25 protein-coding genes are annotated in these 25,720 nt (G+C 68.8%); 13 read left to right on the top strand and 12 right to left on the bottom strand.

Annotation, left to right across the window (positions count from 1 at the left end):
- Positions 1-3: 3 nt before the first annotated feature.
- Together ABT313_RS25945 and ABT313_RS25940 are read right to left on the bottom strand one after the other, a co-directional pair.
- Positions 4-468: a TauD/TfdA dioxygenase family protein gene (locus ABT313_RS25945; RefSeq protein ID WP_350858958.1), complete on the bottom strand. Its 465-nt coding sequence runs from the start codon at positions 466-468 to the stop codon at positions 4-6.
- Positions 402-932 carry a TauD/TfdA dioxygenase family protein gene (locus ABT313_RS25940; RefSeq protein WP_350858955.1) on the bottom strand — a complete coding sequence of 177 codons (531 nt, stop codon included), beginning with the start codon at positions 930-932 and terminating at the stop codon, positions 402-404. Before ABT313_RS25940 ends, ABT313_RS25945 begins: the two co-directional genes overlap by 67 nt.
- Positions 933-1,044: 112 nt before the next feature.
- On the opposite strand from ABT313_RS25940, the gene larE reads away from it, so the two are divergent.
- Both larE and ABT313_RS25930 read left to right on the top strand, forming a co-directional pair.
- Entirely contained in the window at positions 1,045-2,520 is a 1,476-nt protein-coding gene (gene larE, locus ABT313_RS25935; RefSeq protein ID WP_350858952.1) for an ATP-dependent sacrificial sulfur transferase LarE, read from the top strand.
- A 126-nt stretch (positions 2,521-2,646) separates the two neighbouring features.
- Complete coding sequence (locus tag ABT313_RS25930) at positions 2,647-3,030, top strand: cold-shock protein (protein WP_130441062.1); 384 nt, start codon at positions 2,647-2,649, stop codon at positions 3,028-3,030.
- Here ABT313_RS25930 and ABT313_RS25925 read toward each other — a convergent pair.
- Entirely contained in the window at positions 3,027-3,752 is a 726-nt protein-coding gene (locus ABT313_RS25925) for a TetR/AcrR family transcriptional regulator (RefSeq protein WP_350858948.1), read from the bottom strand. The two genes, ABT313_RS25930 and ABT313_RS25925, sit on opposite strands and share 4 nt — an antisense overlap.
- A 185-nt stretch (positions 3,753-3,937) precedes the next feature.
- Here ABT313_RS25925 and ABT313_RS25920 point away from each other — a divergent pair, with 185 nt between their 5' ends.
- Complete coding sequence (locus tag ABT313_RS25920; RefSeq protein ID WP_350858945.1) at positions 3,938-5,491, top strand: MFS transporter; 1,554 nt, start codon at positions 3,938-3,940, stop codon at positions 5,489-5,491.
- 126 nt (positions 5,492-5,617) lie between these two features.
- Here the strand turns inward: ABT313_RS25920 and ABT313_RS25915 are convergent, their stop codons facing one another.
- Complete coding sequence (locus ABT313_RS25915) at positions 5,618-7,504, bottom strand: MFS transporter (protein ID WP_350858942.1); 1,887 nt, start codon at positions 7,502-7,504, stop codon at positions 5,618-5,620.
- A 278-nt stretch (positions 7,505-7,782) separates the two neighbouring features.
- On the opposite strand from ABT313_RS25915, the gene ABT313_RS25910 reads away from it, so the two are divergent.
- The gene (locus ABT313_RS25910; RefSeq protein WP_350858939.1) at positions 7,783-8,559 is read left to right on the top strand and encodes a DUF3027 domain-containing protein; all 777 of its coding nucleotides are present in this window, start codon (positions 7,783-7,785) and stop codon (positions 8,557-8,559) included.
- 39 nt (positions 8,560-8,598) lie between these two features.
- On the opposite strand, the gene ABT313_RS25905 is transcribed toward ABT313_RS25910, so the two are convergent.
- A complete protein-coding gene (locus ABT313_RS25905; RefSeq protein ID WP_350858936.1) occupies positions 8,599-8,910 on the bottom strand; it encodes a DUF2530 domain-containing protein in 312 nt (103 codons plus the stop codon).
- 73 nt (positions 8,911-8,983) lie between these two features.
- On the opposite strand from ABT313_RS25905, the gene ABT313_RS25900 reads away from it, so the two are divergent.
- Positions 8,984-10,456 carry an NCS2 family permease gene (locus ABT313_RS25900; protein WP_350858933.1) on the top strand — a complete coding sequence of 491 codons (1,473 nt, stop codon included), beginning with the start codon at positions 8,984-8,986 and terminating at the stop codon, positions 10,454-10,456.
- Here the strand turns inward: ABT313_RS25900 and ABT313_RS25895 are convergent.
- Entirely contained in the window at positions 10,417-11,367 is a 951-nt protein-coding gene (locus tag ABT313_RS25895) for a LysR family transcriptional regulator (protein ID WP_350858930.1), read from the bottom strand. The two genes, ABT313_RS25900 and ABT313_RS25895, sit on opposite strands and share 40 nt — an antisense overlap.
- Positions 11,368-11,458: 91 nt before the next feature.
- Here ABT313_RS25895 and ABT313_RS25890 point away from each other — a divergent pair, with 91 nt between their 5' ends.
- On the top strand, positions 11,459-11,959 hold the full coding sequence (locus ABT313_RS25890) for a sugar O-acetyltransferase (protein ID WP_350858928.1): 501 nt from the start codon (positions 11,459-11,461) through the stop codon (positions 11,957-11,959).
- Here the strand turns inward: ABT313_RS25890 and ABT313_RS25885 are convergent.
- Positions 11,930-13,015: a hypothetical protein gene (locus ABT313_RS25885; RefSeq protein WP_350858925.1), complete on the bottom strand. Its 1,086-nt coding sequence runs from the start codon at positions 13,013-13,015 to the stop codon at positions 11,930-11,932. The two genes, ABT313_RS25890 and ABT313_RS25885, sit on opposite strands and share 30 nt — an antisense overlap.
- Before the next feature lie 82 nt (positions 13,016-13,097).
- Between ABT313_RS25885 and ABT313_RS25880 the strand changes: the two genes are divergently transcribed.
- Both ABT313_RS25880 and ABT313_RS25875 read left to right on the top strand, forming a co-directional pair.
- The gene (locus ABT313_RS25880; protein ID WP_350858923.1) at positions 13,098-13,547 is read left to right on the top strand and encodes a MarR family winged helix-turn-helix transcriptional regulator; all 450 of its coding nucleotides are present in this window, start codon (positions 13,098-13,100) and stop codon (positions 13,545-13,547) included.
- Positions 13,544-14,890, top strand: a complete 1,347-nt coding sequence (locus ABT313_RS25875; RefSeq protein WP_350858920.1) for an MFS transporter — start codon at positions 13,544-13,546, stop codon at positions 14,888-14,890. Before ABT313_RS25880 ends, ABT313_RS25875 begins: the two co-directional genes overlap by 4 nt.
- Here ABT313_RS25875 and ABT313_RS25870 read toward each other — a convergent pair.
- On the bottom strand, positions 14,887-15,600 hold the full coding sequence (locus tag ABT313_RS25870; RefSeq protein WP_350858917.1) for a DUF4429 domain-containing protein: 714 nt from the start codon (positions 15,598-15,600) through the stop codon (positions 14,887-14,889). The two genes, ABT313_RS25875 and ABT313_RS25870, sit on opposite strands and share 4 nt — an antisense overlap.
- A 144-nt stretch (positions 15,601-15,744) precedes the next feature.
- On the opposite strand from ABT313_RS25870, the gene ABT313_RS25865 reads away from it, so the two are divergent.
- Positions 15,745-17,148, top strand: a complete 1,404-nt coding sequence (locus ABT313_RS25865) for a mycothione reductase (protein ID WP_350858914.1) — start codon at positions 15,745-15,747, stop codon at positions 17,146-17,148.
- On the opposite strand, the gene ABT313_RS25860 is transcribed toward ABT313_RS25865, so the two are convergent.
- Both ABT313_RS25860 and ABT313_RS25855 read right to left on the bottom strand, forming a co-directional pair.
- Entirely contained in the window at positions 17,131-18,582 is a 1,452-nt protein-coding gene (locus ABT313_RS25860; protein ID WP_350858911.1) for an LLM class flavin-dependent oxidoreductase, read from the bottom strand. The two genes, ABT313_RS25865 and ABT313_RS25860, sit on opposite strands and share 18 nt — an antisense overlap.
- Positions 18,583-18,602: 20 nt before the next feature.
- A complete protein-coding gene (locus ABT313_RS25855) occupies positions 18,603-19,772 on the bottom strand; it encodes an MFS transporter (protein ID WP_350858909.1) in 1,170 nt (389 codons plus the stop codon).
- 204 nt (positions 19,773-19,976) lie between these two features.
- Here ABT313_RS25855 and thpR point away from each other — a divergent pair, with 204 nt between their 5' ends.
- Genes thpR through efeB form a run of 4 tightly spaced genes read left to right on the top strand, consistent with a single transcriptional unit; the run spans position 19,977 to position 23,857 of the window.
- On the top strand, positions 19,977-20,540 hold the full coding sequence (gene thpR, locus ABT313_RS25850) for an RNA 2',3'-cyclic phosphodiesterase (protein WP_350858906.1): 564 nt from the start codon (positions 19,977-19,979) through the stop codon (positions 20,538-20,540).
- 46 nt (positions 20,541-20,586) lie between these two features.
- A complete protein-coding gene (gene efeU / locus ABT313_RS25845) occupies positions 20,587-21,438 on the top strand; it encodes an iron uptake transporter permease EfeU (RefSeq protein ID WP_350858903.1) in 852 nt (283 codons plus the stop codon).
- Between the two features lie 32 nt (positions 21,439-21,470).
- The gene (gene efeO, locus ABT313_RS25840) at positions 21,471-22,610 is read left to right on the top strand and encodes an iron uptake system protein EfeO (protein ID WP_350858900.1); all 1,140 of its coding nucleotides are present in this window, start codon (positions 21,471-21,473) and stop codon (positions 22,608-22,610) included.
- The gene (efeB, locus tag ABT313_RS25835) at positions 22,607-23,857 is read left to right on the top strand and encodes an iron uptake transporter deferrochelatase/peroxidase subunit (protein ID WP_350858897.1); all 1,251 of its coding nucleotides are present in this window, start codon (positions 22,607-22,609) and stop codon (positions 23,855-23,857) included. The genes efeO and efeB overlap by 4 nt, the downstream gene beginning before the upstream one ends.
- On the opposite strand, the gene ABT313_RS25830 is transcribed toward efeB, so the two are convergent.
- Together ABT313_RS25830 and ABT313_RS25825 are read right to left on the bottom strand one after the other, a co-directional pair.
- Entirely contained in the window at positions 23,858-24,697 is an 840-nt protein-coding gene (locus tag ABT313_RS25830) for a carbohydrate ABC transporter permease (RefSeq protein ID WP_130441026.1), read from the bottom strand.
- Positions 24,690-25,670, bottom strand: a complete 981-nt coding sequence (locus ABT313_RS25825; RefSeq protein WP_350858893.1) for a carbohydrate ABC transporter permease — start codon at positions 25,668-25,670, stop codon at positions 24,690-24,692. The genes ABT313_RS25830 and ABT313_RS25825 overlap by 8 nt, the downstream gene beginning before the upstream one ends.
- Between the last annotated feature and the right edge of the window lie 50 nt (positions 25,671-25,720).

Below are 25,720 nucleotides of genomic sequence, written 5' to 3'. Positions count from 1 at the left end.
TCCTCAACTGTCAAGTGATGAGTAGTGCGACGCGTCGCCTGTTCGCGGCGTACTGCGGACGCCGTCGACGCTGACCGGGACGTCGCCTGCCAGCGTGATCCGGTGCAGCCGGCGTGGCTGGTCGTCGTAGTCGGCGACCCCGAAATGCTGCGTCGCGCGGTTGTCCCAGATCGCCAGGTCACCCGGCTGCCACTGCCAGCGGACGGTGTTGTCGAGGTTGGTCACCCGGTTCTGCAGGAGCTGGAACAGTGCGGTGGTCTCCGCGCTGGTCAGGCCGACGAAGCGCCGGACGAAGTGGCCGAGCACGAGCGACGGCTCGCCGGTCTCCGGATGGACGCGAACCACCGGATGCTCGGTCTCGAAGCGCTTGGACTCGAACTGCCTGTGGTGCTCCTCGAACTTCACGTCGACCCCGCCGATCCGGCCCTCGTCCGCGTGACCGGCATAGTCGTACACGTTGCTGTGCACGGCCCAGAGCCGATCAACGAGCCCTTGAGCGGGACCGGCAGCCCGGCGTACGCCGCCACGGTGTTCGCCCAGGTGGTCGCGCCGCCGTACGCCGGCAGCGTGACGGCACGGAGCAGGCTGATCGCGGGGATCCGGTCGACGAACGTGACATCGGTGTGCCAGCTGTTCGCCTTGCTGTAGTCGGAGTCGATCGGCAGCACGTTCGCCGCGCCGTCGAGGCTCTTCGAGGTCGGGTGCGCGAGCGTCGGCGTACCGAGCAGCTCGGCGAACGCGAGCTGGCCGGCATCGTCGAGGTGATGCTGCTCGCGGAAGAAGATCACCTTGTGGTCGAGCAGCGCCTGCCGGATCGCGGCCACCGTCTCCGGCGCCAGGCCGCCGCCGAGCTCGACGTTGCCGATCACGGCGCCGAGCGCTCCGCCGGCCTTGGTGACGGTGATCTCCGGTGCCTGTAGTTGCGTGGTCATGGGTGCTCCCTCACTGTCGGTAAATATATGTAATCCGATTCAATTAATAGACTTATCGGCCGTTTCGGGATGCGAGACCCCTCGGTCGGCCGGAGCACGTAGGGTTGGGGACGTGTCAACCGCCGAGATCCAGCCCGCCCCGACCGCCGCCGATGTGCCGGAGCTCGTGGTCGGATTCGACCTGGACATGACGCTGATCGACTCCCGGCCGGGGATCCAGGCCGTCTGGGACCTGCTGGCCGCCGAGACCGGGGTGCCTATCGACACCGACCTGGTGGTGAGCCGGCTCGGGCCGCCGCTGACCTGGGAGATGGCGAACTGGTTCCCGCCGGAGCAGGTCGACGCGATGGTCGCGCGGTACCGCGAGCACTACCCGTCGCACGCGATCACGGGCAGCCTGCCGCTGCCGGGCGTGGCCGAGTCGCTGGCCGCGATCCGGGCGCTGCGCGGGCGGACGATGGTCGTCTCCGCGAAGTACACCCCGTCGGTCCGGCTGCACCTGGAGCACCTCGGGTTCGATATCGACGAGCCGGTCGGAGACCTTCACGGTGCCGAGAAGGGTACGGCGCTGCGCGAGCACGAGGCCACGATCTACGTCGGCGACCACACCGCCGACATCGACGGAGCGCACGCGGCGGGCGCCCTCGCGGTGTCGGTCGCGACCGGTCCGTTCACCGCGGACGAGCTGCGGGCGTACGGCGCCGACGTCGTACTGAACTCGCTGACCGAGTTCCCGGCGTGGCTCGAGGAGTACGTGCTCGAGCAGCGGCTGGAAGCGTTGATGAAGCGGCTCTCGTCGTACGACAAGATGGTGGTCGCGTTCAGCGGTGGCGCCGACTCGGCGTTCCTGCTCGCGGCCGCCGCCCGTGCGATCGGGCCCGCCAACGTCGTTGCGGCCACCGCGGTGTCGCCGTCGCTGCCGGCGGCGGAGCTGGAGCCGGCGGCGCGGTTCGCCGACCACCTCGGCGTACGGCATGTCAGCCCGCACACGCACGAGATGGAGCGCGAGGGGTACCAGGCCAACTCGGGTGCCCGGTGCTACTTCTGCAAGGCCGAGCTGATCGAGACGCTGCAGCCGATCGCGGACGAGTTCGGCATCACCGCGATCGCCACCGGGACCAACGCCGACGACGCGATCGCCGGCTTCCGGCCGGGGATCCGGGCCGCGTTCGAGCGCGGCGCGCTGACGCCGTTGCGGGACGCCCGGCTGACCAAGGCCCAGATCCGGACGGCGTCGCGCAGCTGGGGGCTCGAGACCTCGGACAAGCCGGCCGCGGCCTGCCTGTCGAGCCGGATCGCGTACGGCATCCGCATCACGCCGAACCTGCTCGTCCGGGTCGACCGCGCCGAGCAGGCGGTCCGCGAGCGGCTCGCGTCGTACGACGTGCAGAACGTGCGGGTACGCGATCTCGGCGAGAGCGCGTCGATCGAGATCGACGCCGAGCTGCTCGACCGGGTCGACCACCAGGAGCTGGTCGATGCGGTCATGGCCGAAGGGTTCACGGCGGCGCAGGTGGACCCGCGCGGGTTCCGGTCCGGGTCGATGAACGAGCGGCTCGCAGATCCCGAAAAGTATCGGAGTTTGTGAGGTGCGGGAAGACTGCCGGATCAGGTAGTTTCCCGGAGGCGCTGTTGCGCCGCGTCACGTACGCTGGGTTTCCTGATCGGGTCTCACGGCTCGGTCGCTTCCGACGATACTGATGAAGAGGTTCCCGTGCCCGTTGGCAAGGTGAAGTGGTACGACTCCGACAAGGGGTTCGGTTTCCTCAGCAAGGAGGAGGGCGGGGACGTCTACGTCCGCGCCGAGGCCCTGCCGGCCGGTGTCACCAACCTGAAGCCCGGGCAGAAGGTCGAGTTCGGTGTCGTCGAGGGACGCAAGGGCGAGCAGGCCCTGCAGGTCCGGCTGATCGACCCGCCGCCGTCGGTCGCGAAGGCGATGCGCCCGAAGCCGGAGGAGATGCAGGTCGTCATCGAGGACCTGATCAAACTCCTCGACCGGATCGGCGAGAACTACCGCCGCGGCCGCCAGCCCGACAACAAGTCCGCGAAGCAGGTCGCCACCGTGCTCCGCGGAGTTGCCGACAAGCTCGACTTCTAGGTGCGTCGGCTGATCAGCGTCTGGATGCCGTCGAGGACCGTGGTCAGCCCGAAATAGAACTCGGTCGGGTCGTTGTCGATGAAGTCCTGCGGCTGGTCGAGAGTCGCCTTGATCGCGGGGAAACGCTCCGGTGTGGCGAGCGCGCGCAGGCGGTTGGCGTAACGTTGGCCGGCGGCTGCGGCTTCCTGGGGCGGCAGGCTGAGCATGTTCACACTCAGGCCCGTCGTACCGCGGACGTAGATGTTGACCAGGAGCATCGCGGACAGCCGATCGCTCGGGGTGAGTGGCGTGTCCTCGAACGCGCGCAGGCCCTCCTCCATCCAGACCAGCTGGTTCGGCGACAGCGGGGGCTCGAACACCGGGACCTGCAGGATCCACGGATGCGCCTGCAGCGCGGACCGGAACGCCTCGGCCCAGGTCGTGATCCGGTCCTGCCATTCCTCGGTCTCGCTGACGTCCGGCGGTAGGCCGAACGCCTCGTCGAGCATGACGACGTACAGGTCGTCCTTCGCCTCGACGTAGCGGTAGAGCGCCATCGTGGTCACGCCGAGCTCGGCGGCCACCTTGCTCATCGAGACCGCGCCCAGCCCGCCCGCATCCGCGAGCTTGATCGCCGCCCGGCCGATGTCACCGACCTGGAACGCCGGCTTCGGGCCCGGCCTGCTCCGGACCTCCATCCCCCAGAGCTGCTGAAGCACCCTCGGCAGTTCGATCTCGTCCATGCTCACGACCTCTCCCGCCCCTCCCGCCGAGCGGAGCGAGGCTTCTTCTCCCCGTCCCACCGCCGAGCGGAGCGAGGCTTCTTCTGGCTCTTGATCCTATCTGTTTACAGCATAGACAGTCATGTGTATGGTCTGTGTATGGCGCACACAGTGTGCGGCATAGACAGATCGCCTGGGAGGGTGTCATGAGTGCAGAACGAGCGGGACGCAAGGAGTGGATCGCGCTCGGCGTGCTCGCGCTGCCGTTGCTGCTGGTCTCGATGGACGTGTCGGTGCTGTACTTCGCGGTCCCGTTCATCAGCGCGGACCTCGGCGTGTCGGCGACCGAGCAGCTGTGGATCTTCGACATCTACGGGTTCGTGCTGGCCGGCCTGCTGATCACCATGGGCTCGCTCGGTGACCGGATCGGGCGCCGGCGGCTGCTGATCCTCGGGGCGGTCGGGTTCGGGCTCGCCTCGGTCGCGGCGGCGTACGCGCAGAACCCGGAGCAGCTGATTGCGGCCCGCGCGATCCTCGGGATCGGCGGCGCGACCCTGATGCCGTCGACCCTGGCGCTGATCCGGAACATGTTCCACGACCCGAAGCAGCGGTCGAAGGCGATCGCGTTCTGGAGCGCGGTGATGATGGGCGGGATCACTCTGGGGCCGGTGCTCGGCGGGTTCCTGCTGGAGCATTTCTGGTGGGGTTCGGTGTTCCTGATCAACACCCCGGCGATGGTCCTGCTGCTGGTGCTTGCGCCGATCCTGCTGCCGGAGTTCAAGACCCCTTCGCGTGGACGGTTCGATCTGCTGGGCTCGGTGCTCTCGCTGGCCGCCGTACTGCCGGTGATCTGGGGGATCAAGGAGCTCGCGGCGAACGGTGTGTCGGTGCTGCCTGTGGTGGCGATCGTGGCGGGGCTTGTGTTCGGGGTGCTGTTCGTGCAGCGGCAGCGGACCGCGGCGTACCCGATGGTCGATCTGTCGATGTTCCGCAACCGGGCCTTCAGCGGGTCGCTGGCTGCCAACACTGTCGGGACTCTGGCACTGGTGGGTAACGCGGTCTTCTTGACCCAGTACCTGCAGCTGGTCCACGGCCTGTCGCCGTTGAAGGCAGCGCTGTGGTCGCTGGCCCCGTCGGTGCTGGTCGGCGGCGCGGCTCCGTTGGCCACTGCGCTCGCTGGGAAGATGGACCGTGCGTACGTGATCGGTGGAGCGTTCGTGCTCGCTGCTTCCGGGTACGCCGTACTGACTCAGGTGCGGGTCGACTCGTCGCTCGCGGTCCCGCTGACCGGTGCGGGCCTGCTGGCTGCCGGTCTGGTGATGGTGATGACTCTGGTGACCGAGGCGGTCGTCGGATCGGTTGCGCCGGAGCGGGCCGGATCCGCGTCCGCGGTGATGGAGACCTGCTCGGAGTTCGGCGGGGCACTCGGGATCGCGATCCTGGGCTCGATCGGTACTGCGGCGTACCGCGCCGACCTCCCGTCCAACCTGCCCGCCGGTGTCGCCGCCCCCGTCCGCGAAGGCCTACCGGCCGCCACCGCCGCAGCCGCCCACCTCCCCGGTCAGCTGGCCGACACCGTCCTAACCACCGCCCGCCACGCCTTCACCCACAGCATGAACGTGGTCGCGATAGTCGGCACCCTCCTCCTCCTGACCACCGCCCTCACCGCCACCCTCACCCTCCGCGGCACCCTCCACCCGACCCCCACCGAAACCCCAGAACCAGTCCCCGAGGAGGCCGACCTAACCCCCGCCCTCTAACCCCAATGCCTAGAAGCGGCGGCCGGTGAATCCCACCGGCCGCCGCTTCTTGCTGGCAGGTTGGGCGGTCTACATCCGGTCAGCCGGCACGAAACCCGCCAGCCGACTGGGGGCCGTGGGCGGGGGTCAGCGGGGTGGGCGGCGGTTGTTGTCGCCGCCGGGGCGGCGTTTGAACAGGCCGCCGCGGGTGCGTTCCTCGGTCGGCTCTTCGGCCCACGGGGCTTGGTTCTGGGTGTCGTCGTCCTCGTCGGGTTGGCCGCTCCACCACTTGCCCGCCGCCTGCCCCGAGCGACCGTCGGCCTCCGGACGACTGTCGCGGGGCGGGTCGGGGTGCCGATCGCGAGTTGGGGGTGGGCCGGGAGGCTGGTCGCCTGAGCGCCATTCGATGGTTGGTTCTTCACCGGAGTCTGTGCGGCGGGCGCGGTTGGCTCGCTGCTCGGCGACGCTGGTGGTGAGGATTGTGCGGGTGGTGCCCTCGGAGCGCCCACCGCCGGACGACGGGGGCTCGTCGCGCCGATCACGCGGGTGGTCGTGCGGGTGCGCGTCGGTGCGGGGACCGCCGAGACCGCCCGGCCGCAGCGGCCCTTGGGCCGGGTGGGGTGCGGGGCGCATCCGCAGTACGAGGAAGACCACGATCACCAGCACGCCCGCGAGGAAGCCGAATCCCAGTCGCGGGATCAGCGGCAGCACGATCCCGCAGCCGCCGCCGATCACCCACGCCAGTTGCAGCACGGTCTCCGAGCGCGCGAACACCGACGTACGCACGGATTCCGGGACGTCGCGCTGGATCATCGCGTCCAGCGACAGCTTGCCGAGCGAACTGCACAGACCGGCGACCAGGCCGAGCGCGATCAGGATCGGCAAGCCGTACAGCACCGCGACCGCGACTGCCACGATGGCGTCCGCGAGCAGCACCACCAGCACGACCGCTTCCGGTTTACGTGCCTTGAGCAACGATCCGAGCACGGTGCCGAGACTGTTGCCGATGCCGGCCGCGGCGACCACGGCACCGGCCGCGACCGCGCCCTTCACGCCGCTGATCGGCTGGTCGCGGAGCAGGAACGCCAGATACATGGTCAGAAAACCGGACACGAACCGCAGTCCGAGGTTGCAGCGGATCCCGCGTGCGACTGCCGCGGTGATTGCCCGCCGCCGAGCGTCGCGTCCCGCCGTACCGGTGACTTCTTCGTCGGCGGGGGAGTCGACCGCGCTCGGCAGACGGATCGCGAGGATCAGGCCGACGATGTACACCAGCGCGGCCCAGCGCAGCGACCATTGCGGGCCGATCGAGGCGAACCCGGCGGCGATCCCGGCGCCGATCGTCGCGCCCGCGACACCGGCCAGCGAGATGCGCGAGTTCGCGGTGACGAGCGTGATCTGCTTCGGCAGCAGACGCGGTACGGCGGAGGCGCGCGTGACGCCGTACGCCTTGGAGGCCACGAGGCAGCCGAGGGCCGCCGGGTACAACCACGCCGAGCCGTGGCCGGCGATCGAGGAGGCGAGGCTCCAGACGAGGAACGCGCGTACGCCGAGGGTCGCGCCGATCGCCCAGCGACGGCCGTGCCGGAACCGGTCGAGGATCGGGCCGATCAGCGGCGCCATCAACGCGAACGGCGCCATCGTCAGCAGCAGGAACAGCGCCACCCGGTCGCGCGCCTGGTCGCTCGGCACCGTGAAGAACACTGTCCCGGCCAGCGACACCGCGAACGCCGTATCACCGGCCGCGTTGACCGCGCCCAGCTCGATGAGCCGCGAGAGCCCTGATTCACCGGCGCCTTGCGCACCGGTCAGCCCGCGGATCCGACGCCCGGTGGCCCGCCCGACCTTGCCGCTGACCTCAGCTGCCTTCTTGGACGCCGAAGCAACACCCTCGGCGCCGACCTTCGAGGCATGCCCGACCTTCTTACCGGCCGACCCCACCCGCTCCCGAGCATCACTCAGCCGATCCCCGGCCGACTTCCCCGACGCGTCGCCGCCCCCCGCGCTGCCGGCCCCGTCAGCGTTGCCCCCCATGCGACCACCCGCCCGCTTGTCCGCAGCACCCGGGTCCGAAGCGTGCTCGGCGCCCCGCCGGCTTCCATTCTCCCCGCGGTCTCGGCCCGCGGCTCCGTCCGAGTGGCCCGAGGCGGCGGTTTCGCGCCTGCGTGGGCCGACGGTCGGGTCGTCGGGGTCGGGGGAGTGCATGGAACCATCCTGCCTCGCGCCGGGGACAGAGCGCAGTCACCGCGCGTACGACCAGCTGATCGACGGCGGTTCGGAGTACTGCGGCGGGCGTGCGAGAATGGGCGATTGTGACTCCCGTCAGAGCTCCGGAACCGGTCCGCGCCAAGCCCGACGCCATTGCCGTCGCGGCGGTCGAACCGGCCCGTGAAGCTGCGATCGCCGAGGCCGGCGCCGCGCAGGTCGGCGAGCACCTCGGTCATCTGGTCGAGGGTGAGCGCCTGGTCACGCACTATTTCGCCTCCACCCACCCCGGGTACCGCGGCTGGCGCTGGGCGGTCACCGTCACGCGCGCCTCCCGCGCCAAGACCGTCACGATCAACGAGGTCGTGATGCTGCCCGGCGACGTCGCGATCGTCGCCCCGGAATGGGTCCCGTGGTCGGACCGCGTCCAGCCCGGCGACCTTCGTCCCGGCGACCTGTTCCCGACGCACCCCGACGACCCGCGCCTCGAGCCGGGTTTCACCGACACCTCGGACGCGCCTGAAGACGTGCTGACCGTGGTCGAGGAGCTCGGTCTAGGCCGCGAGCGGGTGCTGTCGCCGTTCGGCCGCGAGGAAGCTGCTGAGCGCTGGTACGGCGGTGACTTCGGGCCGACGTCCCCGATCGCGCAGGCCGTTCCGTACAAGTGCCACTCCTGCGGCTACTGGATCCGCCTCGCCGACAGCCTCGGCCAGGCCTTCGGCGTCTGCGCCAACGAGATGGCCCCGGGTGAGGCCCGCGTCGTCGCCTACGACTACGGCTGCGGCGCCCACTCCGACGCCACCATCGACATCCCCGAGCCGCCCACCCCGGACCACGCCTTCGACACCACCGGCTACGACACCCTCGAACTCACCGAGGACTGACACCCCGCTCACCGGGTCCGGCGGGCGATCCTGCCTGATTCAGTCCTCGGTGGGGGCGCGGTGGCCGGCCTGGATCGCGGCCCAGCGGCGCTTGCAGTACCAGAGGCCGATCAGGCCGAGGCCGAAGCCGGCGACCGGGACCCAGAGCCACCAGTCGAGGCCGTTGGCCTTCAGGTCGTCGCGGAAGATCAGCAGTACGACGAAGGCGACCGCCCACAGCGCGATCCCGGTGATGACGCTGGGGATGCCGGACAGGTCCAGCGGCTTGACCTCGGCGTGCACCAGCTCCCCACGCGCCAACTGGCTCGTCGGGTCGTTGCGCTTCTTGGCCCCGCCCTGCTCCTCGCTCACGCCCCCACCTTAACGCGCAACGGATTGGTGTAAGTGCTCGCAACTGCCCGGTAGGAACTGGCACGATGCGGTCATGAGCTCGCCCCAGGCCTCGACGGCCCGCTCCGGCACCGGTCCTCTGGACTCCTTCTTCAAGATCAGCGAACGCGGTTCCACGCTCGGACGGGAGATCCGCGGCGGGCTGGTCACGTTCTTCACGATGGCCTACATCGTCGTGCTGAACCCGCTGATCATCGGCACCGTCAAGGACGGCGCCGGCCAGTTCGTCGGCGGCGGCACCGACCCGGCGGCGGCGATCGCGAAGATCGCGGTCGCGACGGCGCTGGTCGCCGGTGTGGTCACGATCCTGATGGGCGTGGTCGCGAACTTCCCGCTCGCCCTGGCCACCGGGCTCGGCCTGAACGCGTTCATCGCGTTCTCGGTCGCGACCAAGATGACCTGGGCCGACGCGATGGGCCTGGTCGTGCTGGAGGGCCTGATCATCCTGATCCTGGTGCTGACCGGGTTCCGGAAGGCAGTCTTCGAGGCGGTCCCGCTGCAGCTGAAGATCGCGATCAGCGTCGGCATCGGCCTGTTCATCGCGTTCATCGGTGTGATCGACGCCGGGTTCGTACGCCGTCCCGCCGCGCCGACCGGTCCGCCGGTCGAACTCGGTGTCGGCGGCACGCTCCGGGGCTGGCCGGTGCTGGTGTTCGTGGTCGGCCTGATCCTGATCGTCACGCTGTACGCGCGGAAGGTGAAGGGCGCGATCCTGATCGGCATCCTCGCCGCGACCGTGCTGGCGATCGTCATCGAGGCGATCGCGAACATCGGGGCCCGGACCGCGGACAACCCCGGCGGCTGGGGCCTGAGCGTGCCGAAGCTGCCGGACCAGTGGTTCACGAAACCGAACCTGGACACGATCGGCGAGTTCAGCCTGTTCGGCTCGTTCGAGAAGATCGGCGTGGTGTCGGCGATCCTGCTGATCTTCACGCTGATGCTGGCCGACTTCTTCGACACGATGGGCACGATGACCGCGATCGGCGCCGAGGCCGGTCTGCTCGACAAGGACGGCATCCCGCCGAACTCGCAGCGGATCCTGATCGTCGACAGCGTCGCGGCCGCCGCCGGTGGTGCCGCGTCGGTGTCCAGCAACACGTCGTACATCGAGTCGGCGTCGGGTGTCGGTGAGGGCGCGCGGACCGGTCTGGCCAGCGTGGTCACCGGGATCTGCTTCCTGATCTCGATGGTGGTCGCGCCGCTGGTCACACTGGTCCCGTACGAGGCGGCCACGCCCGCGCTGATCCTGGTCGGCTTCCTGATGATGACGCAGGTCAAGGGCATCGACTTCGACGACATCGAGGTCGCGTTCCCGGCGTTCCTGACGATCGTCCTGATGCCGTTCACGTACTCGATCTCGGCCGGCATCGGCGCCGGCTTCGTCATGTACGTCATCCTCAAGTCCGTCCGCGGCAAGGCCCGCCAGGTCCACCCGCTGATGTGGGTGGTCGCGGCGCTCTTCGTCATCTACTTCGCCATCGGCCCGCTCACCGACTGGCTCACCTGAGTCGGCACCCACGCGTCGCGGACCGGGGTGAACCCGGTCCGCAGGTGATCGAGGAACGCGGTCAGCGCGGGATGCGCGTTGTCCGCCCGCCAGATGACCGAGTGCGGGTACACCGGCGTCGGATCCACCACCGGAATCCGGCGCAGGTCGTACGCCTCCGGCCAGAGGTAGCGCGACCCGCTGCCGACGAACGTGGCGAGCGAGTCCGACCGGGCCAGCTGGTCCAGTAACACCTCGGCGCTGAACACAGGCCCGCCCGTGTCGATGCGGAGCGAGAACGCGGCGGCCAGCTCGGCGTAGTACACGCCCCACTCGGTGTCCCCACGCAGCCCCGGCATCCAGATCGGGTACGGCGTGAGCTCGGCCGGCGTCAGGTACGCCGCTGCCGCCAGCGGATGTCGCGGTCCGACGAGCAACTCGTGCGCGTCGTCGATCACCCGGGCCACGCGCAGCGGCGGATCCGGCCGCACTCCGAGCACCGCCCGGAACGTGGCGTCGATGGTGCCGTCGGCAACGGCCGTGACCGCCTCGGTAGCCGACACCTCAGGCATCGTCACCACCTCGAGCTCGATCTCAGGATGCGCCTCGTGGAAGGCGTGCAGCGCGGTCGCCGGTGCGGTACGGCGGTTCAGTACGTCGACCCGCAGCGATCGGCTTACCGGCCGCACCGAGGCCCGGGCGCGATCCGCCACGCGGAGCAGTTCGCGGGCGTGGGGGAGGAACGCCGTACCGTCGACGCTCAGCCGCGCACCGCGCGCCGACCGGACGAACAGTTGCACGCCGAGGTCGCGCTCCAGCGCGGCGATCCGCTTCGACACCGCCTGCTGGGTCACCCGCAACTCGTCTGCCGCAGCCTGGAACTGCCCCGCCTCGACCACCGCGACGAACGTCCGCACAGCCGCCAGGTCCACGCCCTCACTCTAGGCAGACAACACAGGGTTGTGGCACGCCGGTCGGCTGGTTGTTTGCGGGCGGAGACGGCCAACGGGTTGCATCCCCACCATGACCTTCGTCGAGAAAGTAGCCCGAGCCATCCGCACCACCGAGCGTCTGAACACGATCCCGTACGACGACCAGGAGAGCATCCGGAAGACCTGGAGCGACCTCACCGGCCGCGAGGTCGACGAGACCTTCCGCCTGATCCCGCCGGTGTACTGCGACCACGGCATCAACATCACCCTCGGCCGGAACGTCTTCGTCAACCAGGGCTGCCGGTTCAACGACATCGGCGGGATAGAGATCGACGACGACGTGATGCTCGGGCCGAACGTCAGCCTGATCAGCGCCGGTCACTCGACGTCGCCGGCCGACCGCCGGCGGGGCATCACGGCCGCCCCGATCCGGATCGGGCGCAACGTCTGGATCGGCACCGGAGCGATCGTCCTGCAGGGTGTCACGATCGGCGCGGACGCGATCGTCGGCGCCGGCGCGGTCGTCACCCGCTCCGTACCACCGGCGACGCTCGTCGTCGGCTCACCCGCCCGCGTGGTCCGGAAGCTGTGAGCGCAGCTCGAGGTACTCGGCGCGGGTGACGAACAGGGTGCGGAGTTCGGTGGTGAGGTTCTCGAGGAAGTCGGCTCGGTAGGTCGCGTCGGTGAGCAGGGCGATCGAGTAGTACAGGCCGGTGAACGTCGCGAGGCCGATGGCAACTTTCACCAGGGACGAGCTGATCACCACCGGGTGGTCGAGGACCAGCAGGGTGTGGGACCAGTGGCCGTGGTCGATACCCCACTGCTGGTAGATGTGGTCGCTGATCGCGAGCATGCCGAAGGCAACGAAGAACAGACCGACCCCGGCGCTGACGACGAGGACCTGCATCCACTGGCGGATCACCAGGCTGAGGCTGAGGTTCATCCGCTGGACGCGGCGCAGCGGCGGCCCGGAGCTGACGTCGCGCTCGATCGCCTCCAGCTCCCGGGGCAACCGCAGCATCAGGAACAGATTGCTGAGTACGGCGAAGCCGACCGCCAGCAGCACGAGGAAGGCGACCGGCATGCCCGCGAACACCTGCCACGTGTCCGCGGTGATGAACAGCACCAGCGAGAAGATCAGCAGCAGCGGCAGCGCCCGGACGAGGCTGGCCACGGAGTTCGCCAGCTCGCCGGCGAGCCGGCGCAGGCCCCACAGCGTCGTACCGATGAGGCCGTAGCCGACCACGGCGTACACGAGGCCGACGAGCAGGAGGTTGCCGGCGGCGATCCCGAAGAACTGCCGGACCTGCTCCTGGGTGACCAGCGGCAGCAGGGCGGGCAGCAGGACGAACACCGCGAGCTCCGGGATGCCGAAGCGGGTGGGCAGCGACCAGAACGGCCGGCCGCGCGACCGGTTCAGCAGGCCGAACCCGGCCACCAGCGCGACCAGTCCGCCGAGCGCGGCTAGCAGATTCTGCCACCAGCGCCAGTCCAGTGAGGTTGCCCCGAGCATCTCGGCCAGGAACACCAGCACGAGCAGCGGCGTGGCCCGCGTGAAGATGTCGTGCGTCGGCGAGAAGTCCTCGATGAACAGCGGCAGGCCGGCCCGCCGGAACCCCTGCTCGTACCGCTCCAGCTCGACGCTCATGACCCGGAACTCTAGCGGGCCCGGAATACCAGCCCCGGGTAATCGGTTTTAGTTAGCAAAGGTAATGAGTTAAGGTAAAGACATGCCCGAAGTCGTAGCCCAGCAGGTGAAGAGTGACGTCGGGCTGGCCAGTGCCCTGCGGTCCTCGACGCTCAGGTTGTCCCGGCAGATCCGGCGGCAGCGTGAGCCCGGTCACGACCTCACCGCGAACCAGCTCAGCGTGCTCGGCGCGCTGTCCAAGCACGAGTCGATGACGATCGGCGAGCTGGCTTCCCACGAACAGGTGAAGCCGCCGTCGATGACGCGGATCGTGACGAACATGGAAGAGGCGGGTCTGGTGATCCGCCGCCCGCACCCGACCGACAAGCGCCAGATCGTCGTCGAGCTGACCTCCCGCGCCGACGAGCTGATCCTGGCGAACCGGCGCCGCCGCGACGAGTGGCTGCAGACCAAGCTGAAGCAATTGACCCCCGAGGAGCGCGACATCCTGCGCAAGGCAGCACCTGTTCTCGAACGCCTGGCGGCCCAGTGAGCCCCACTTTCCGCGCGTTCAAAGTCCGTAACTTCCGGCTCTACGCCTCCGGCGCGATCGTCTCGAACGTCGGCACCTGGATGCAGCGTGTCGCCCAGGACTGGCTGGTCCTTGAGCTGACCCACTCGGGTACGGCGCTGGGCATCGTCACCGGTCTCCAGTTCCTCCCCGCCCTCCTGCTCGGGCCGTACGCCGGACTCGTCGCCGACCGCTTCCCGAAGCGGCAGGTGCTGACCGTCACCCAGATCTTCATGGCCACCGTTGCGTTGACGCTCGGCGGTCTGACGATCGGCGGTGTCGTGCAGACCTGGCACGTGTACCTGCTGGCGCTGCTGTTCGGGATCGGCACCGCGTTCGACGCCCCGACCCGGCAGGCCTTCGTCGTCGAGATGGTCGGCCGCGACGAGCTGTCGAACGCCGTCGGGCTGAACTCGGCGTCGTTCAACGCGGCCCGGCTGCTCGGCCCGGCGCTCGCCGGTCTGCTGATCAACTGGATCGGCACCGGTCCGGTGATCCTGGTCAACGGCTTCACGTACGCCGCGGTGATCCTCTCGCTGCGGCTGATGCGCGTCTCCGAGCTGCACACCCCGAAGCCCGCCGGCCGTGAGAAGGGCATGATCCGCGACGGCATGCGGTACCTGTGGCGCCGGCCGGACCTGATGATGGTCCTGGTCGCGGTGTTCTTCGCCGGCACGTTCGGCCTGAACTTCCAGCTCACCTCAGCGCTGATGGCGACGAGTGTCTTCCACAAGGGCGCGGGGGAGTACGGCATCCTCGGCTCGGTGCTCGCGATCGGCTCGCTGGCCGGCGCGCTGCTCGCCGCCCGCCGGGTCCGGATCCGGGCCCGCCTGGTGATCGGCGCCGCGCTCGCGTTCGGTGTCGCCGAGATCGTCAGCGCCGTGATGCCGACGTACCTGACCTTCGCGCTGGTGCTGCCGATCGTCGGCCTGGCCTCGCTGACCATGCTGACCTCGGCGAACGCGACCATGCAGCTGAGCATCGAGCCGACCATGCGCGGCCGGGTGATGGCGCTGTACATGACGGTCCTGATGGGCGGTACGCCGATCGGGTCGCCGTTCATCGGCTGGATCGGCCAGGTGTTCGGCGCGCGGTACTCGCTGATCGTCGGCGGTGGGCTGACCGTGATCGGGACCGTTGCCTCGGTGCTGTACTTCTCCCGCCGGCGCGGTCTCGCGATCCGGCCGCGGTTGCTGCCGCGCCCGCATCTCGAGGTGCTGCCGCAGACCGAACTGCTCGGCGACAAGGCGGTCCTGGAGACGGTCCCGCTCGACGACGAGCCCGGACTCGCACCGAAGCAGGACGTCGGGCCGAGGGTGGCTTAGGGCCGGATCCGGGTCAGCAGGCGGGCGGCGAAGAACAGGGCGTCGACGTCGGTGCCGGTGTCGATGAGCATCGCCGCCGGGTCGTGCTTGGGCTTCGGGCGCTCGACCGGCGTACCGGGCGTGGCCACGCGGAGGAAGCCGCGGGCGCCGAAGCGTCCCTCGTTCGGCGTCCACTCGACGTCGACGATCTCGCTCAGGAGCACCGACCACGGCTGGCCGAGGGCCTTCTTCTTCCGGCCCGCGGACCGCTTGTAGTCGAATGTGAGCCGCCCGCTCGCCACCGAGAGGATCGCGTCCCGGCCCTCCAGCCGGTCCGGCGCGGGCGGCGGCGCGAGTAGCCAGCGGGCCGACGGCGTCGCCGGTACGTCGCGGCGGACGAGCGTACTGCGGACGTCGCGGGCGATCTGCTCCGCGAGCGCCTGATCGACTCCCGGGAAGTCGTACGGATCCATGACGAGCTGACTGCCGGTCACGGACTGCAGCGGGTCGGCCCGGTCGCGGAGGACGAGTTTCAGGCCGGCGGCTCCGACCTCGACCGACTGCAGCGCCTCGACCGGCAGGATCCGCTCGCCCAGCCGGGTCCGCAGCGAGCTGGTCAGCGGATCCAGCCCGGCCTGCGTTCCGTCGTACCGGAGCCGGAGGACCCCGATACCGTCCCAGACGACCGTGCCGCTCGTGCTTGTCAGCTCACCGCTACCCACCCTCCCCATCTTCCCCTCTCATCGGGTCCACCGCAGAATCCTGCGCGCTAGCGCCGACCCACCTGCGTGTCAGCGCCACCCTTCCTTCGCTCCTTCTTCTTTTCTTTCCCGCCCTGAACCAAGCGGACTTGCGTGTCAGCGCCACAATGGGGTGTGACCCATTACGACCTGGTAGTCATCGGGACCGGATCCGGCAACACGATCGTGAACCGGCGGTTCGCGGATCGGAAGGTCGCGATCGTCGAGCGCGGCACCTTCGGCGGCACCTGCCTGAACTTCGGGTGCATCCCGACCAAGATGTTCGTACACGCTGCCGACGTCGCCGCGACCCCGTCGGAGAGCTCGCGGTACGGCGTCGACGAGGAGCTGCTCGGCGTCCGCTGGACCGACGTCCGGGACCGGATCTTCGGCCGGATCGACCCGATCGCGGCGGGCGGGTCGGAGTACCGGCACCACGACCCGGACAACGCCAACGTCACCGTGTACGACGGGACCGGGCGGTTCACCGGGTTCAAGGAGCTGACCGTCGATAACAAGGACGGGTCGACGAGCGTGTTCAGCGCCGACCAGTTCGTGCTCGCGACCGGCAGCCGGCCGATCGTGCCGCCGATCCCGGGGCTCGAGCAGACCGGGTTCCACACCTCGAACACGGTCATGCGGCTCGAGGACCTGCCGCGCCGGCTGGCGATCATCGGCAGCGGGTTCGTCGCGGCCGAGTTCGCGCACGTGTTCGCCTCGTTCGGGGTCGAGGTGACGATCGTCGCCCGCTCGAGCCTGCTGCTGCGGCACGAGGACGGCGAGGTCGCGTCGGCGTACACGAAGATCGCCCAGGAGCTGTACGACGTACGCCTCAACCACGAGACGATCCGGGTCGAGCGGCGCAACGACGGCTCGATCCTGGTCGGGATGCTGAACCCGGACGGCGCCGACGAGCTGATCGTCGACGAGCTGCTGGTCGCGGTCGGCCGCGAACCGAACTCGGACCTGCTGAACCTGGCCGCCACCGGTGTCGAGGTCGACGACGAGGCGCGCGTGGTCGTCGACGCGTACCAGCAGACCACCGTCGACGGCATCTACGCGCTTGGCGACGTGACCACCCCGCACCAGCTGAAGCATGTCGCGAACCACGAGGCGCGGGTGGTGAAGCACAACCTGCTGAACCCCGACGAGCGGATCGAGTCCGACCACCGCTTCGTCCCGCACGCGGTCTTCAGCGCGCCGCAGATCGCCTCCGTCGGCCTCACCGAGGAGCAGGCGAAGGAACGCGGGATCCCTTATGTCAAAGCGGTTCAGCGGTACGCCGATATCGCGTACGGCTGGGCGATGGAGGACACGACCGGGTTCGCGAAGATCCTGGCCGACCCGAAGACCGGGCAGATCATCGGCGCGCACATCATGGGCCCGCAGGCGCCCACCGTGATCCAGCCGATCATCCAGGCAATGAGCTTCGAGCTGGACGCGTACGCGATGGCCCGCGGCCAGTACTGGATCCACCCGGCGATGCCCGAACTGATCGAGAACGCCCTGCTGAAACTGGACCTACACCCGGAAGGCTGAGATCACGTCGGCGACCGTGTCGAGCGTCTCGAGGTCGGGCAGGCTGATCATCACCTCGGCCACACCCGCCTCGGACAGCTCGCGGAACCGCCCGATCTGATCGTCAACTGTGCCCGCGTTGACCATCGCGGCGTACCGCGCCGGGTTCACGTTGCGCGGTCGCAGCTTCTGGACGAGCTGGTCGACATCGTGAGAATCCTTGCCCACAAGGGTTGTCGACAGATGCGTCAGCTCGACGGGCCGGTCCCCGAGGTGGCCGGCAGCCTTCCGTACGGCGGCGACGTCGCCGAACACGTTCACGGCGTCGGCGTACCGCGCGGCGAGTCGCAGGGTCCGCGGCCCGCTCCCGCCGACCAGCACCGGCAGGTGGTCCTGCAACGGCCGCGGGTAACACGTGGTGTCCGGTACGTCGAGAACCTTGCCGTGGAACGGTTTGTTGCCTGGTCCCCATAAAACCGGGAGCAACTGCAACGCGTCCTCGAGCAGCGCATACCGCTCACCGACCGGCGGGAACGACCATCCATAGGCCTTGTGCTCGGCCTCGAACCACGCGAGCCCGACCCCGCACACCGCCCGCCCACTACTCAACACGTCGAGCGTCGCCGCGATCTTCCCGAGGTGCGCGACGTTGCGGTACGTGATCCCCGAGACCAGCGTCCCGAGCCGCACCCGCGTCGTACAGGCAGCCAGATACCCGAGCGTCGTCCAGCTCTCCAGGAAGTCGTCCCACGCCCGCCCGACCTGCGGAATCTGCCGGAAGTGGTCCATCACGTAGATCGAGTCGAACCCGACCGCCTCGGCCCGCGCCGCCACCTCCCGAACCCACTGCGCAATCCCGGCCCGACCACCCGGATGCGTGTAGCTGCTCAGCTGCAGCCCGAACCGCAGTCCGCTCGGCGTCTCTGCCTGCCGCACGGCCGCCGCGCCAGCCTCGACAAATGCCTCGGGAACCACACGGACAGCCGTCGGTTGCAGAAGCTGGTCGTATCGCTCGTCCGGCAGTTCCTTCTTGGCCACCGTCCACGACTTGAGCTGCGAGGTCAGCACATCGGCCGGGATCCGCTTCGACTCGCGCTCCCGATTCCGCCTCCGGCACTCCGCGGCCGGGGTGTCGAAAGCCACGGCTACACAGGGCATTCCGGCTTGCCGCGCCAACCCGAGCCACGCCAAGCGTCTGTCTCGATCCATCCCCAGGGTGTCGATGACAGTGGTCAAGCGGCGGCCGATTCGTTGCCGCACCACCACATCCAGCAACGCGAACGCATCCGTGCTGGCCGCAATATCGTCCTCACCGGCGCCTACCAACGACCGAAGCCGGTCACTCGACACGATCAGCTCCGCCGCGAACCGCTCGGCCGCCCACGTCGACTTCCCCGACGCCCCGGGCCCGACCAGAATCACCACACACGGCGATGGCAGCTTCAACTCGTCCATTGCCGCAGTCTGACCCGACATCAGCCGAAGACGGAAGGCATCCGCCGCCGGAGCGTCGCCGCCAGGCCCGCAGCCAGCCCCACCGCGACGGGCGGTACGGCGAACGCGAGCACCGGGCCGCCACGGTCGACCAGGGCGCCGCCGACCACCGATCCGAGCGCGGTACCGATCGCCAGCCCGGTCGACTGCCACGCGAACGCCTCGGTGCGGCTTTCCGCCGGCGTCACACGCCCGATCAACAGGTATCCGGACGTGGCGAGCGGGGTCGCCAGCAGGCCGGTAGCCGTCAGCGTGACCGCCAGCCCGGTCAGACCGGCCGGGGACTCGATCGCCGCGAACACCGACAGTGGTACCAGCCCGCAGCCGAACCAAACCATCAGCCGGACGTAGTCCCTCGATACCTCGAGCAGGCCGCCGATCACCCCACCGAGGGTCAGCGTCGCTTGGACGATTCCGGCGGCTGTCGGCGTGCCGGCCCGTGCGGCCGCGGCGACGAGCGCGATCGGCAGCACGCCGTACGTGAAGCTCTGCAGCAGGGTGCTCGTGCTCAGGATCCGTACGGCGGGTATCCGCAGCGCGCCGTGGCGCACACGGTCGTGCGGTCGCGGCCGACGCGGACCAGCTGCGAGGAAGAAACCAAAGGTGCCGCCGGCAACCAATGCGGCGGCTGTGAGTGCGGCAACGGCCGGCCCGGCGAGTGCGATCAGTCCGGTTGCCAGCAGCGGTCCGAAGAGGAAGAAGCTCTGCTGCAGCAGGGATTCCAGCGCATATGCCGCAGGCAACTGGTTCTCGGCGACCAGTTCCGCCCACAACGCCTTCACGGCTCCGGAGATCGGCGGTACGCCGAGACCGGCCAGAACGGCCGCTGCCCCGAGGGCGGCGGGAGCCGTCGTACTGACCAGACCGATCGTTGCCGCCAGGTGGATCGCGGCGATCGGGATCAGCACCCGGGCGTACCCGTACCGGTCGACCAGGCGACCTTGCCAGGGAGCGGTCGCCGCGTCGCCCAGCGCGAAGAGCGCAGTCACCGTGCCGGCCAGGGCATACGACCCCGTCCGCTGCGTCACGAGCAGCACCAGCGTCAGCGGCATGATGCCTTTCGGCATCCGGGCCAGCAGCGAACTCAGGGCCAGGGACTTGATCCGGGGCAGCGCAAGGATGGAACGAAAGGCGGCAGGACGGCGGAACACGGACATCACCTCGGGCGTTCGACGGCACGGTCAAGTGCGCCGACGTCGCCCTACCAGGCTTTTGCCCCTTCAGATGCCCACCGTCGCGGTGGGTCGTGGCGCTCGGACCAGCCCGCCCGCGGGCGGCGGAACCCTAGCCACGTCCTGTCGATCGAGCTTCAAATTAGCACGCGGGCCGCACCTCGGACCGCCTAATCTCAGGGGATGCGATTGTTCGTGGCCGTGGTGCCACCCATCGAAGTTGTGGAGGATCTGAACGAGTTCGTCGAGCCGCGGCGGGAGCATCCGGACGACGACATCCGGTGGGCGTCGGACCAGCACTGGCACATCACGCTGGCGTTCCTCGGCGACGTACCGGACTGGAAGACCGAGGAGCTCGAGGAGCGGCTGGAGTCGGCTGCGCAGCGGCAGAAGCCGTTCGAGCTGCAGCTGACCGGAGCGGGCGCGTTCCCCGGCGTGCCGGACGCCCGGGTGCTGTACGCCGGAGTGCGCGACGACTCCGAATCGCTCAAGCACCTGTCGATGACCACCCGGGCGGCGGCGAGTCGCGCCGGCGTCACCGTCGAGGGGCGGAAGTTCACCCCGCATGTCACGTTGGCCCGGCTGCGGCGGCCGATCGACGTGACCAGGTGGGTCAGGGTTTTCGACACCTACGACGGACCGGTCTGGACCGCCGGCAGCCTGCGACTGATCGAATCCCGGCTCGGTGAGGGGCCGGGCCACAGTGCGGCGTACGACACAGTAGGCGAATGGGACTTCTTAGGTTAACCTCAGCAAGGTTAGCCGTACCTAATGCTATGGAAGTGTCGCCGCCATGCTCGCGAACTATCTGATCGGACTCCGTGAAGGACTCGAGGCTTCGCTGGTCGTCAGCATCCTCGCTACGTTCCTGGTCAAGTCCGGGCATCGCGATCGACTGAAACTGGTCTGGATCGGTGTCGCCTCGGCGCTCGGCGTCGCGGCGGTCGCCTGGGGCCTGCTCCAGTTCGTCACCGCGCTGACCGCGAAGTCGTTCACCACCCAGGAGACCGTCGGCGGGGTGATGTCGATCCTCGCGGTCGGCTTCGTCACCTGGATGATCTTCTGGATGCGCAAGGCGTCCCGCAGCATCGCCAAGGAACTGCGGGAGCGAATGGGGCAGGCCCTCGAGGTCGGTCCGCAGGCCGTCGTCCTGCTCGCGTTCCTGGCGGTGTTCCGGGAGAGCATCGAGACCGCCTTCATCGTGTACGCGTCGGCCGCCACCGCGACCACCGCCGTACCGCTGATCGGCGTCCTGCTCGGCCTCGGTACGTCGGTGCTGCTCGGGGTCGCGATCTACAAGGGCGCGGTGAAGATCAACCTGGCCGTGTTCTTCAAGTGGACCGGCGCGGTGCTGATCCTGGTCGCGGCCGGCATCTTCGCGTACGGCTTCCACGACCTGCAGGAGGCGGGCATCCTGCCCGGTCTCCAGCACCTGGCCTTCGACATCTCGCACGTGATCCCGCCGGACAGCTGGTACGGCGTACTGCTCAAGGGCATCTTCAACTTCAACCCGACCCCGACCGTGCTCGAGGCAACCGCGTGGGTCGTCTATCTGGTCCCGGTGATGGTGCTCTACTTCCGTCCGGTGAAGAGCTCCACGCCTCCCGCCGTACCAGCGGCCAAGACCGCCGGCGAAGCGGCCTGAACCACCCCCTCACATCCCCGCTCAGGAGAACCATGTCCACCTCATTGCCCCGTCGGGCCGCCGTTCTCGGCGTCGTCATCGGTCTGGGCGCGTTGACCGCGTGCGCGAAGGACGAGCCCGCGGCCAAGGACGACGGCACCGGCCCGGTCTCGGTGAAGGCGTCCGACTCGGGCTGCGACCTGAGCCGCCGCGACGTGAAGTCCGGCACCAGCACGTTCTCGGTCTCCAACAGCGGCAGCAAGATCACCGAGTTCTACGTGTACGCCGAGGGCGACCGGGTGATGGGCGAGGTCGAGAACATCGGCCCGGGCCTGAAGCGGGACCTGATCGTCGAGCTGCCGACCGGCAAGTACCAGGCGGTCTGCAAGCCCGGCATGGTCGGCGACGGCATCCGCGGCGACCTCACCGTCACCGGTGACGCGCCCGCCCAGGTCGACACCGACACCGAGCTGAAGCAGGCGACCACCAGCTACCAGCGCTACGTGAACTCGCAGGCGATCGCGCTGGAGCAGAAGACCACGGAGTTCGTCACTGCGGTGAAGGCGGGCGACGTCGCGAAGGCGAAGGCGCTGTTCCCGGTGTCGCGGACCTACTGGGAGCGGATCGAGCCGGTCGCGGAGTCGTTCGGCGATCTGGACCCGAAGATCGACGCGCGGGTGAACGACGTGGAGCCGGGCACCGAGTGGACCGGGTACCACCGGATCGAGCAGGCGCTCTGGGTGTCGAACTCGACCAAGGGCATGGAGAAGTACGCCGACCAGCTGCTGACCGACGTGAAGACGGTGGTGGCGAAGGCCAAGGTCGTGAAGCTGACCCCGCTGCAGCTGGCCAACGGCGCGAAGGAGCTGCTCGACGAGGTCGCGACCGGCAAGGTCACCGGCGAGGAGGACCGCTACTCGCACACCGACCTGTGGGACTTCCAGGCCAACGTCGAGGGCTCACAGGCCGCCGTCCAGGCGCTCCGCCCGGCGCTGCAGTCCCGCGACGCGGCGCTCGTCACCCAGCTCGACACGAACTTCAAGGCTGTCTTCGCAGCCCTGGACAAGTACCGCGCCGGCGACGGCTTCAAGCCCTACACCGCCTCCGAGTCCGAGAAGAAGGCCCTCGGATCAGTAGTCGACGGCCTCGCCGAACCGGTCAGCAAAGTAGCAGGAGTAATCGCACAGAAATGACCGAGCGCAAAGGAATCTCGCGGCGCGGCCTGTTCGGGGCCGCGGGGGCAGCGGTGGCGACCGGAGTTGCCGGGTACGCCGCACACTCGGCCCTCGCCAGCGAACCGTCGCAGGCGGCTGACAACTCGGGGCCGGTGGAGTTTCACGGGCCGCATCAGGCGGGGATTACGACACCGGCGCAGGACCGGCTGCACTTTGCCGCGTTCGATGTGACGACGACGAGCCGCGACGACCTGATCGGTCTGCTGAAGGAGTGGACCGCCGCGGCAGCCTTGCTGACGGCCGGGCGCGACATCGGGCAGTACGGCGCGGTGAACGGGCCGGACGAGGCCCCGCCGGAGGACACCGGCGAGGCGGTCGGTCTGCCGCCGGCGCGGTTGACGATCACCGTCGGATTCGGGCCGAGCCTGTTCGACAAGCGGTTCGGTCTCGCCGCGAAACGCCCGAAGGCTCTGGTCGACCTGCCGCACTTCATCGGCGACGACCTCGACCCGACCCGCTCGTACGGCGACATCGCCGTACAGGCCTGCTCCGACGACCCGCAGGTCGCCGTCCACGCGATCCGCAACCTCGCCCGGATCGGCTTCGGACGCGTCGCCGTACGGTATTCCCAGCTCGGCTTCGGCCGTACGTCGTCCACGTCGCGGGCGCAGTCCACGCCGCGGAACCTGTTCGGTTTCAAGGACGGCACGAACAACCTCAAACTCGAGGACGCCGACAAACTCGAGCAGCAACTGTGGGTGCAGCCCGAGGACGGCCCCGACTGGATGGTCGGCGGCTCGTACCTGGTCTCGCGCCGGATCCGGATGAACATCGAGATCTGGGACCGCACGTCGCTCGGCGAGCAGGAAGGCATCATCGGCCGCGGCAAGGGCACCGGCGCCCCGCTCGGCAAGTCCGACGAGTTCGACACCCTCGACTTCAACGCCAAGCAGGCCGACGGCCAACCGAAGATCCCGGCCGACTCACACGTCCGCCTCGCCCACCCCACCTTCAACAAGGGCGCCGAACTCCTCCGCCGCGGCTACAACTTCGTCGACGGCTCGGACGGCCTAGGCCGCCTCGACGCCGGCCTGTTCTTCCTCGCCTACCAACGCGACCCCCGCAAACAGTTCATCCCGATCCAGAACCAACTGGCCAAGAACGACACGATGAACGAGTACATCCACCACGTAGGCTCCGCCATCTTCGCCTGCCCGCCGGGGGTGACCCCCGGCGGCTACTGGGGCGAGAAGCTCTTCGTCTGACTACTTCACGGCACCGGCGGTTACGCCGGCGACGAAGTGGCGTTGGGCGAGGAGGAAGCCGATTACTACTGGGACGCTGACGACCAGGGCCGCGGCCATGATCTGGTTCCAGTAGATGTTGGTCTGGGTGGAGTACTGGCGTAGGCCGACGGACAGGGTGCGGTTGGCTTCGGTGGTCATCACCGAGGCGAACAGGACCTCGCCCCACGCGGTCATGAACGAGTAGATCGCGACCGCGATCACGCCAGGTCGTGCGGCCGGCAGTACGACGCGCCACAGGGCGCCCATCGGTCCGCAGCCGTCGACCAGGGCGGCCTCGTCGAGCTCGCGCGGGATGCTGTCGAAGTACCCGGCCAGCATCCAGATCGAGAACGGCAGGCTGAACGTCAGGTACGTGATGATCAACCCGAGCCGCGTCCCGACCAGCTGCAGCCCGAACGAGTTGTTGATGTTCACGAAGATCAGGAACAACGGCAGCAGGAACAGCACACCCGGGAACATCTGCGTCGACAGCACCGTCGTGGTGAACGCCGTCCGTCCGCGGAACCGGAACCGCGACACCGCGAACGCCGCGAGGATCGCGATCGCCACCGAGAACACCGTCGCCGACACCGAGACGATCGTGCTGTTCACGAAGTACCGGGCCAGCGGCACCGTCTTCCACATGTCCACGAACGGCGCCAGCGTCAGGTTCGACGGCCACCAGCTGAACGCGCCCTGCACGTCCTTCAGCGGCTTCAGCGACGACGTGATCATCACGTACAGCGGGACCAGCACGAACAGGCCGAGCACGGTCAGCACGACACCGCGGTAGATCTTGAACCCCTGGGTCTCACGCACGACGCGACCTCCTTCCGGTGACGAGCAGGTACGCGCCGGTGACGATCATCAGGAAGATCAGCAGCAGCACGGACATCGCCGCACCGGTGCCGAAGTTCCAGGTCAGGAACGACGCGTTGTAGATGTGGAACGTGATCAGGTCACCGGCCGGCGGCTGCGCCGTACCGAACAGCACGTACGGCGTGTTGAAGTCGCTGAACGTCCACAGGAAAAGGACGAGGACGAGCACCAGGTTGACCGGCCGCAGCGAGGGCAGCGTGATGTTGCGCCACTGCCGGAGGTTGCCCGCGCCGTCGACCGACGCGGCCTCGTAGAGGTCGCCCGGGATGCTCTGCAGGCCGGCCATCAGCGTGAGGAACGCGAATGTCCACAGCTTCCAGGTCGCGACCGTGATCAGCGAGACCAGCGCATTGCTGCCGATCAGCCAGAACGTCCGCCCGTCGCTCAGGTGCAGCTGGTTCAGCACGTGGTTCACGGCGCCGGTGTCGCGCTGGAGCATGAAGTTCCAGGTCAGGATCCCGGCGTACGCCGGTAGCGCGTACGGCACCAGGAAGAACGTCCGGATGATGCCGCGACCGCGGAACGGCGGCTGCAGCGCGACGGCCGCGGCCATCCCGAGCACCCAGGACAGCGCGACCGTGATCAGCGAGAAGGCGACGGTGACGCCGAACGACTTCAGCAGGCCCTCACCGACCGCGTTGTTGAAGTCCAGCGCGACCTTGTAGTTGTTGAGCCCGGCGCTCGGCGCCGCGGACCAGTTCGCGATGAAGAACTTGGTCAGCTTGATGAAACTCATCCAGATGCCGACCACCATCGGGATGATGTGGATCAGCAGTTCGGCCAGCACGGCCGGCGCCAGCAGCAGATACGGCAGCCACCGGTTCAGGCCGGGGCGGTGTTCGGGGCCGCGTTTGGTCTTCTTCTTCGCAGGCTTCGCGGCGGCCGGCGTCGCTTCCTGTGTGGCGACGGACATCGACTGGTCGCCTCCTGTCTGTCGGATCGGTGGGTGGGGCTGACGCGGGC

Origin of the sequence: Kribbella sp. NPDC000426 (genome assembly GCF_040300265.1) — a bacterium.
GTDB lineage: Bacteria > Actinomycetota > Actinomycetes > Propionibacteriales > Kribbellaceae > Kribbella.
Note: the sequence above shows the minus strand (reverse complement) of the source record. Positions and strands in the feature narration are given on the sequence as shown.

Excerpts from the sequence above, each read along its gene's own strand:
- efeU (WP_350858903.1), top strand. The coding sequence starts at position 20,587 with ATGCTCGCGAACTATCTGATCGGACTCCGTGAAGGACTCGAGGCTTCG.
- ABT313_RS25900 (WP_350858933.1), top strand. The coding sequence starts at position 8,984 with ATGAGCTCGCCCCAGGCCTCGACGGCCCGCTCCGGCACCGGTCCTCTG.
- ABT313_RS25880 (WP_350858923.1), top strand. The coding sequence starts at position 13,098 with ATGCCCGAAGTCGTAGCCCAGCAGGTGAAGAGTGACGTCGGGCTGGCC.
- ABT313_RS25885 (WP_350858925.1), bottom strand. The coding sequence starts at position 13,015 with ATGAGCGTCGAGCTGGAGCGGTACGAGCAGGGGTTCCGGCGGGCCGGC.
- ABT313_RS25940 (WP_350858955.1), bottom strand. The coding sequence starts at position 932 with ATGACCACGCAACTACAGGCACCGGAGATCACCGTCACCAAGGCCGGC.
- ABT313_RS25825 (WP_350858893.1), bottom strand. The coding sequence starts at position 25,670 with ATGTCCGTCGCCACACAGGAAGCGACGCCGGCCGCCGCGAAGCCTGCG.
- ABT313_RS25860 (WP_350858911.1), bottom strand. The coding sequence starts at position 18,582 with ATGGACGAGTTGAAGCTGCCATCGCCGTGTGTGGTGATTCTGGTCGGG.
- ABT313_RS25870 (WP_350858917.1), bottom strand. The coding sequence starts at position 15,600 with ATGGGGAGGGTGGGTAGCGGTGAGCTGACAAGCACGAGCGGCACGGTC.
- ABT313_RS25890 (WP_350858928.1), top strand. The coding sequence starts at position 11,459 with ATGACCTTCGTCGAGAAAGTAGCCCGAGCCATCCGCACCACCGAGCGT.
- ABT313_RS25920 (WP_350858945.1), top strand. The coding sequence starts at position 3,938 with ATGAGTGCAGAACGAGCGGGACGCAAGGAGTGGATCGCGCTCGGCGTG.
- thpR (WP_350858906.1), top strand. The coding sequence starts at position 19,977 with ATGCGATTGTTCGTGGCCGTGGTGCCACCCATCGAAGTTGTGGAGGAT.
- efeO (WP_350858900.1), top strand. The coding sequence starts at position 21,471 with ATGTCCACCTCATTGCCCCGTCGGGCCGCCGTTCTCGGCGTCGTCATC.
- ABT313_RS25915 (WP_350858942.1), bottom strand. The coding sequence starts at position 7,504 with ATGGGGGGCAACGCTGACGGGGCCGGCAGCGCGGGGGGCGGCGACGCG.
- efeB (WP_350858897.1), top strand. The coding sequence starts at position 22,607 with ATGACCGAGCGCAAAGGAATCTCGCGGCGCGGCCTGTTCGGGGCCGCG.
- ABT313_RS25925 (WP_350858948.1), bottom strand. The coding sequence starts at position 3,752 with ATGGACGAGATCGAACTGCCGAGGGTGCTTCAGCAGCTCTGGGGGATG.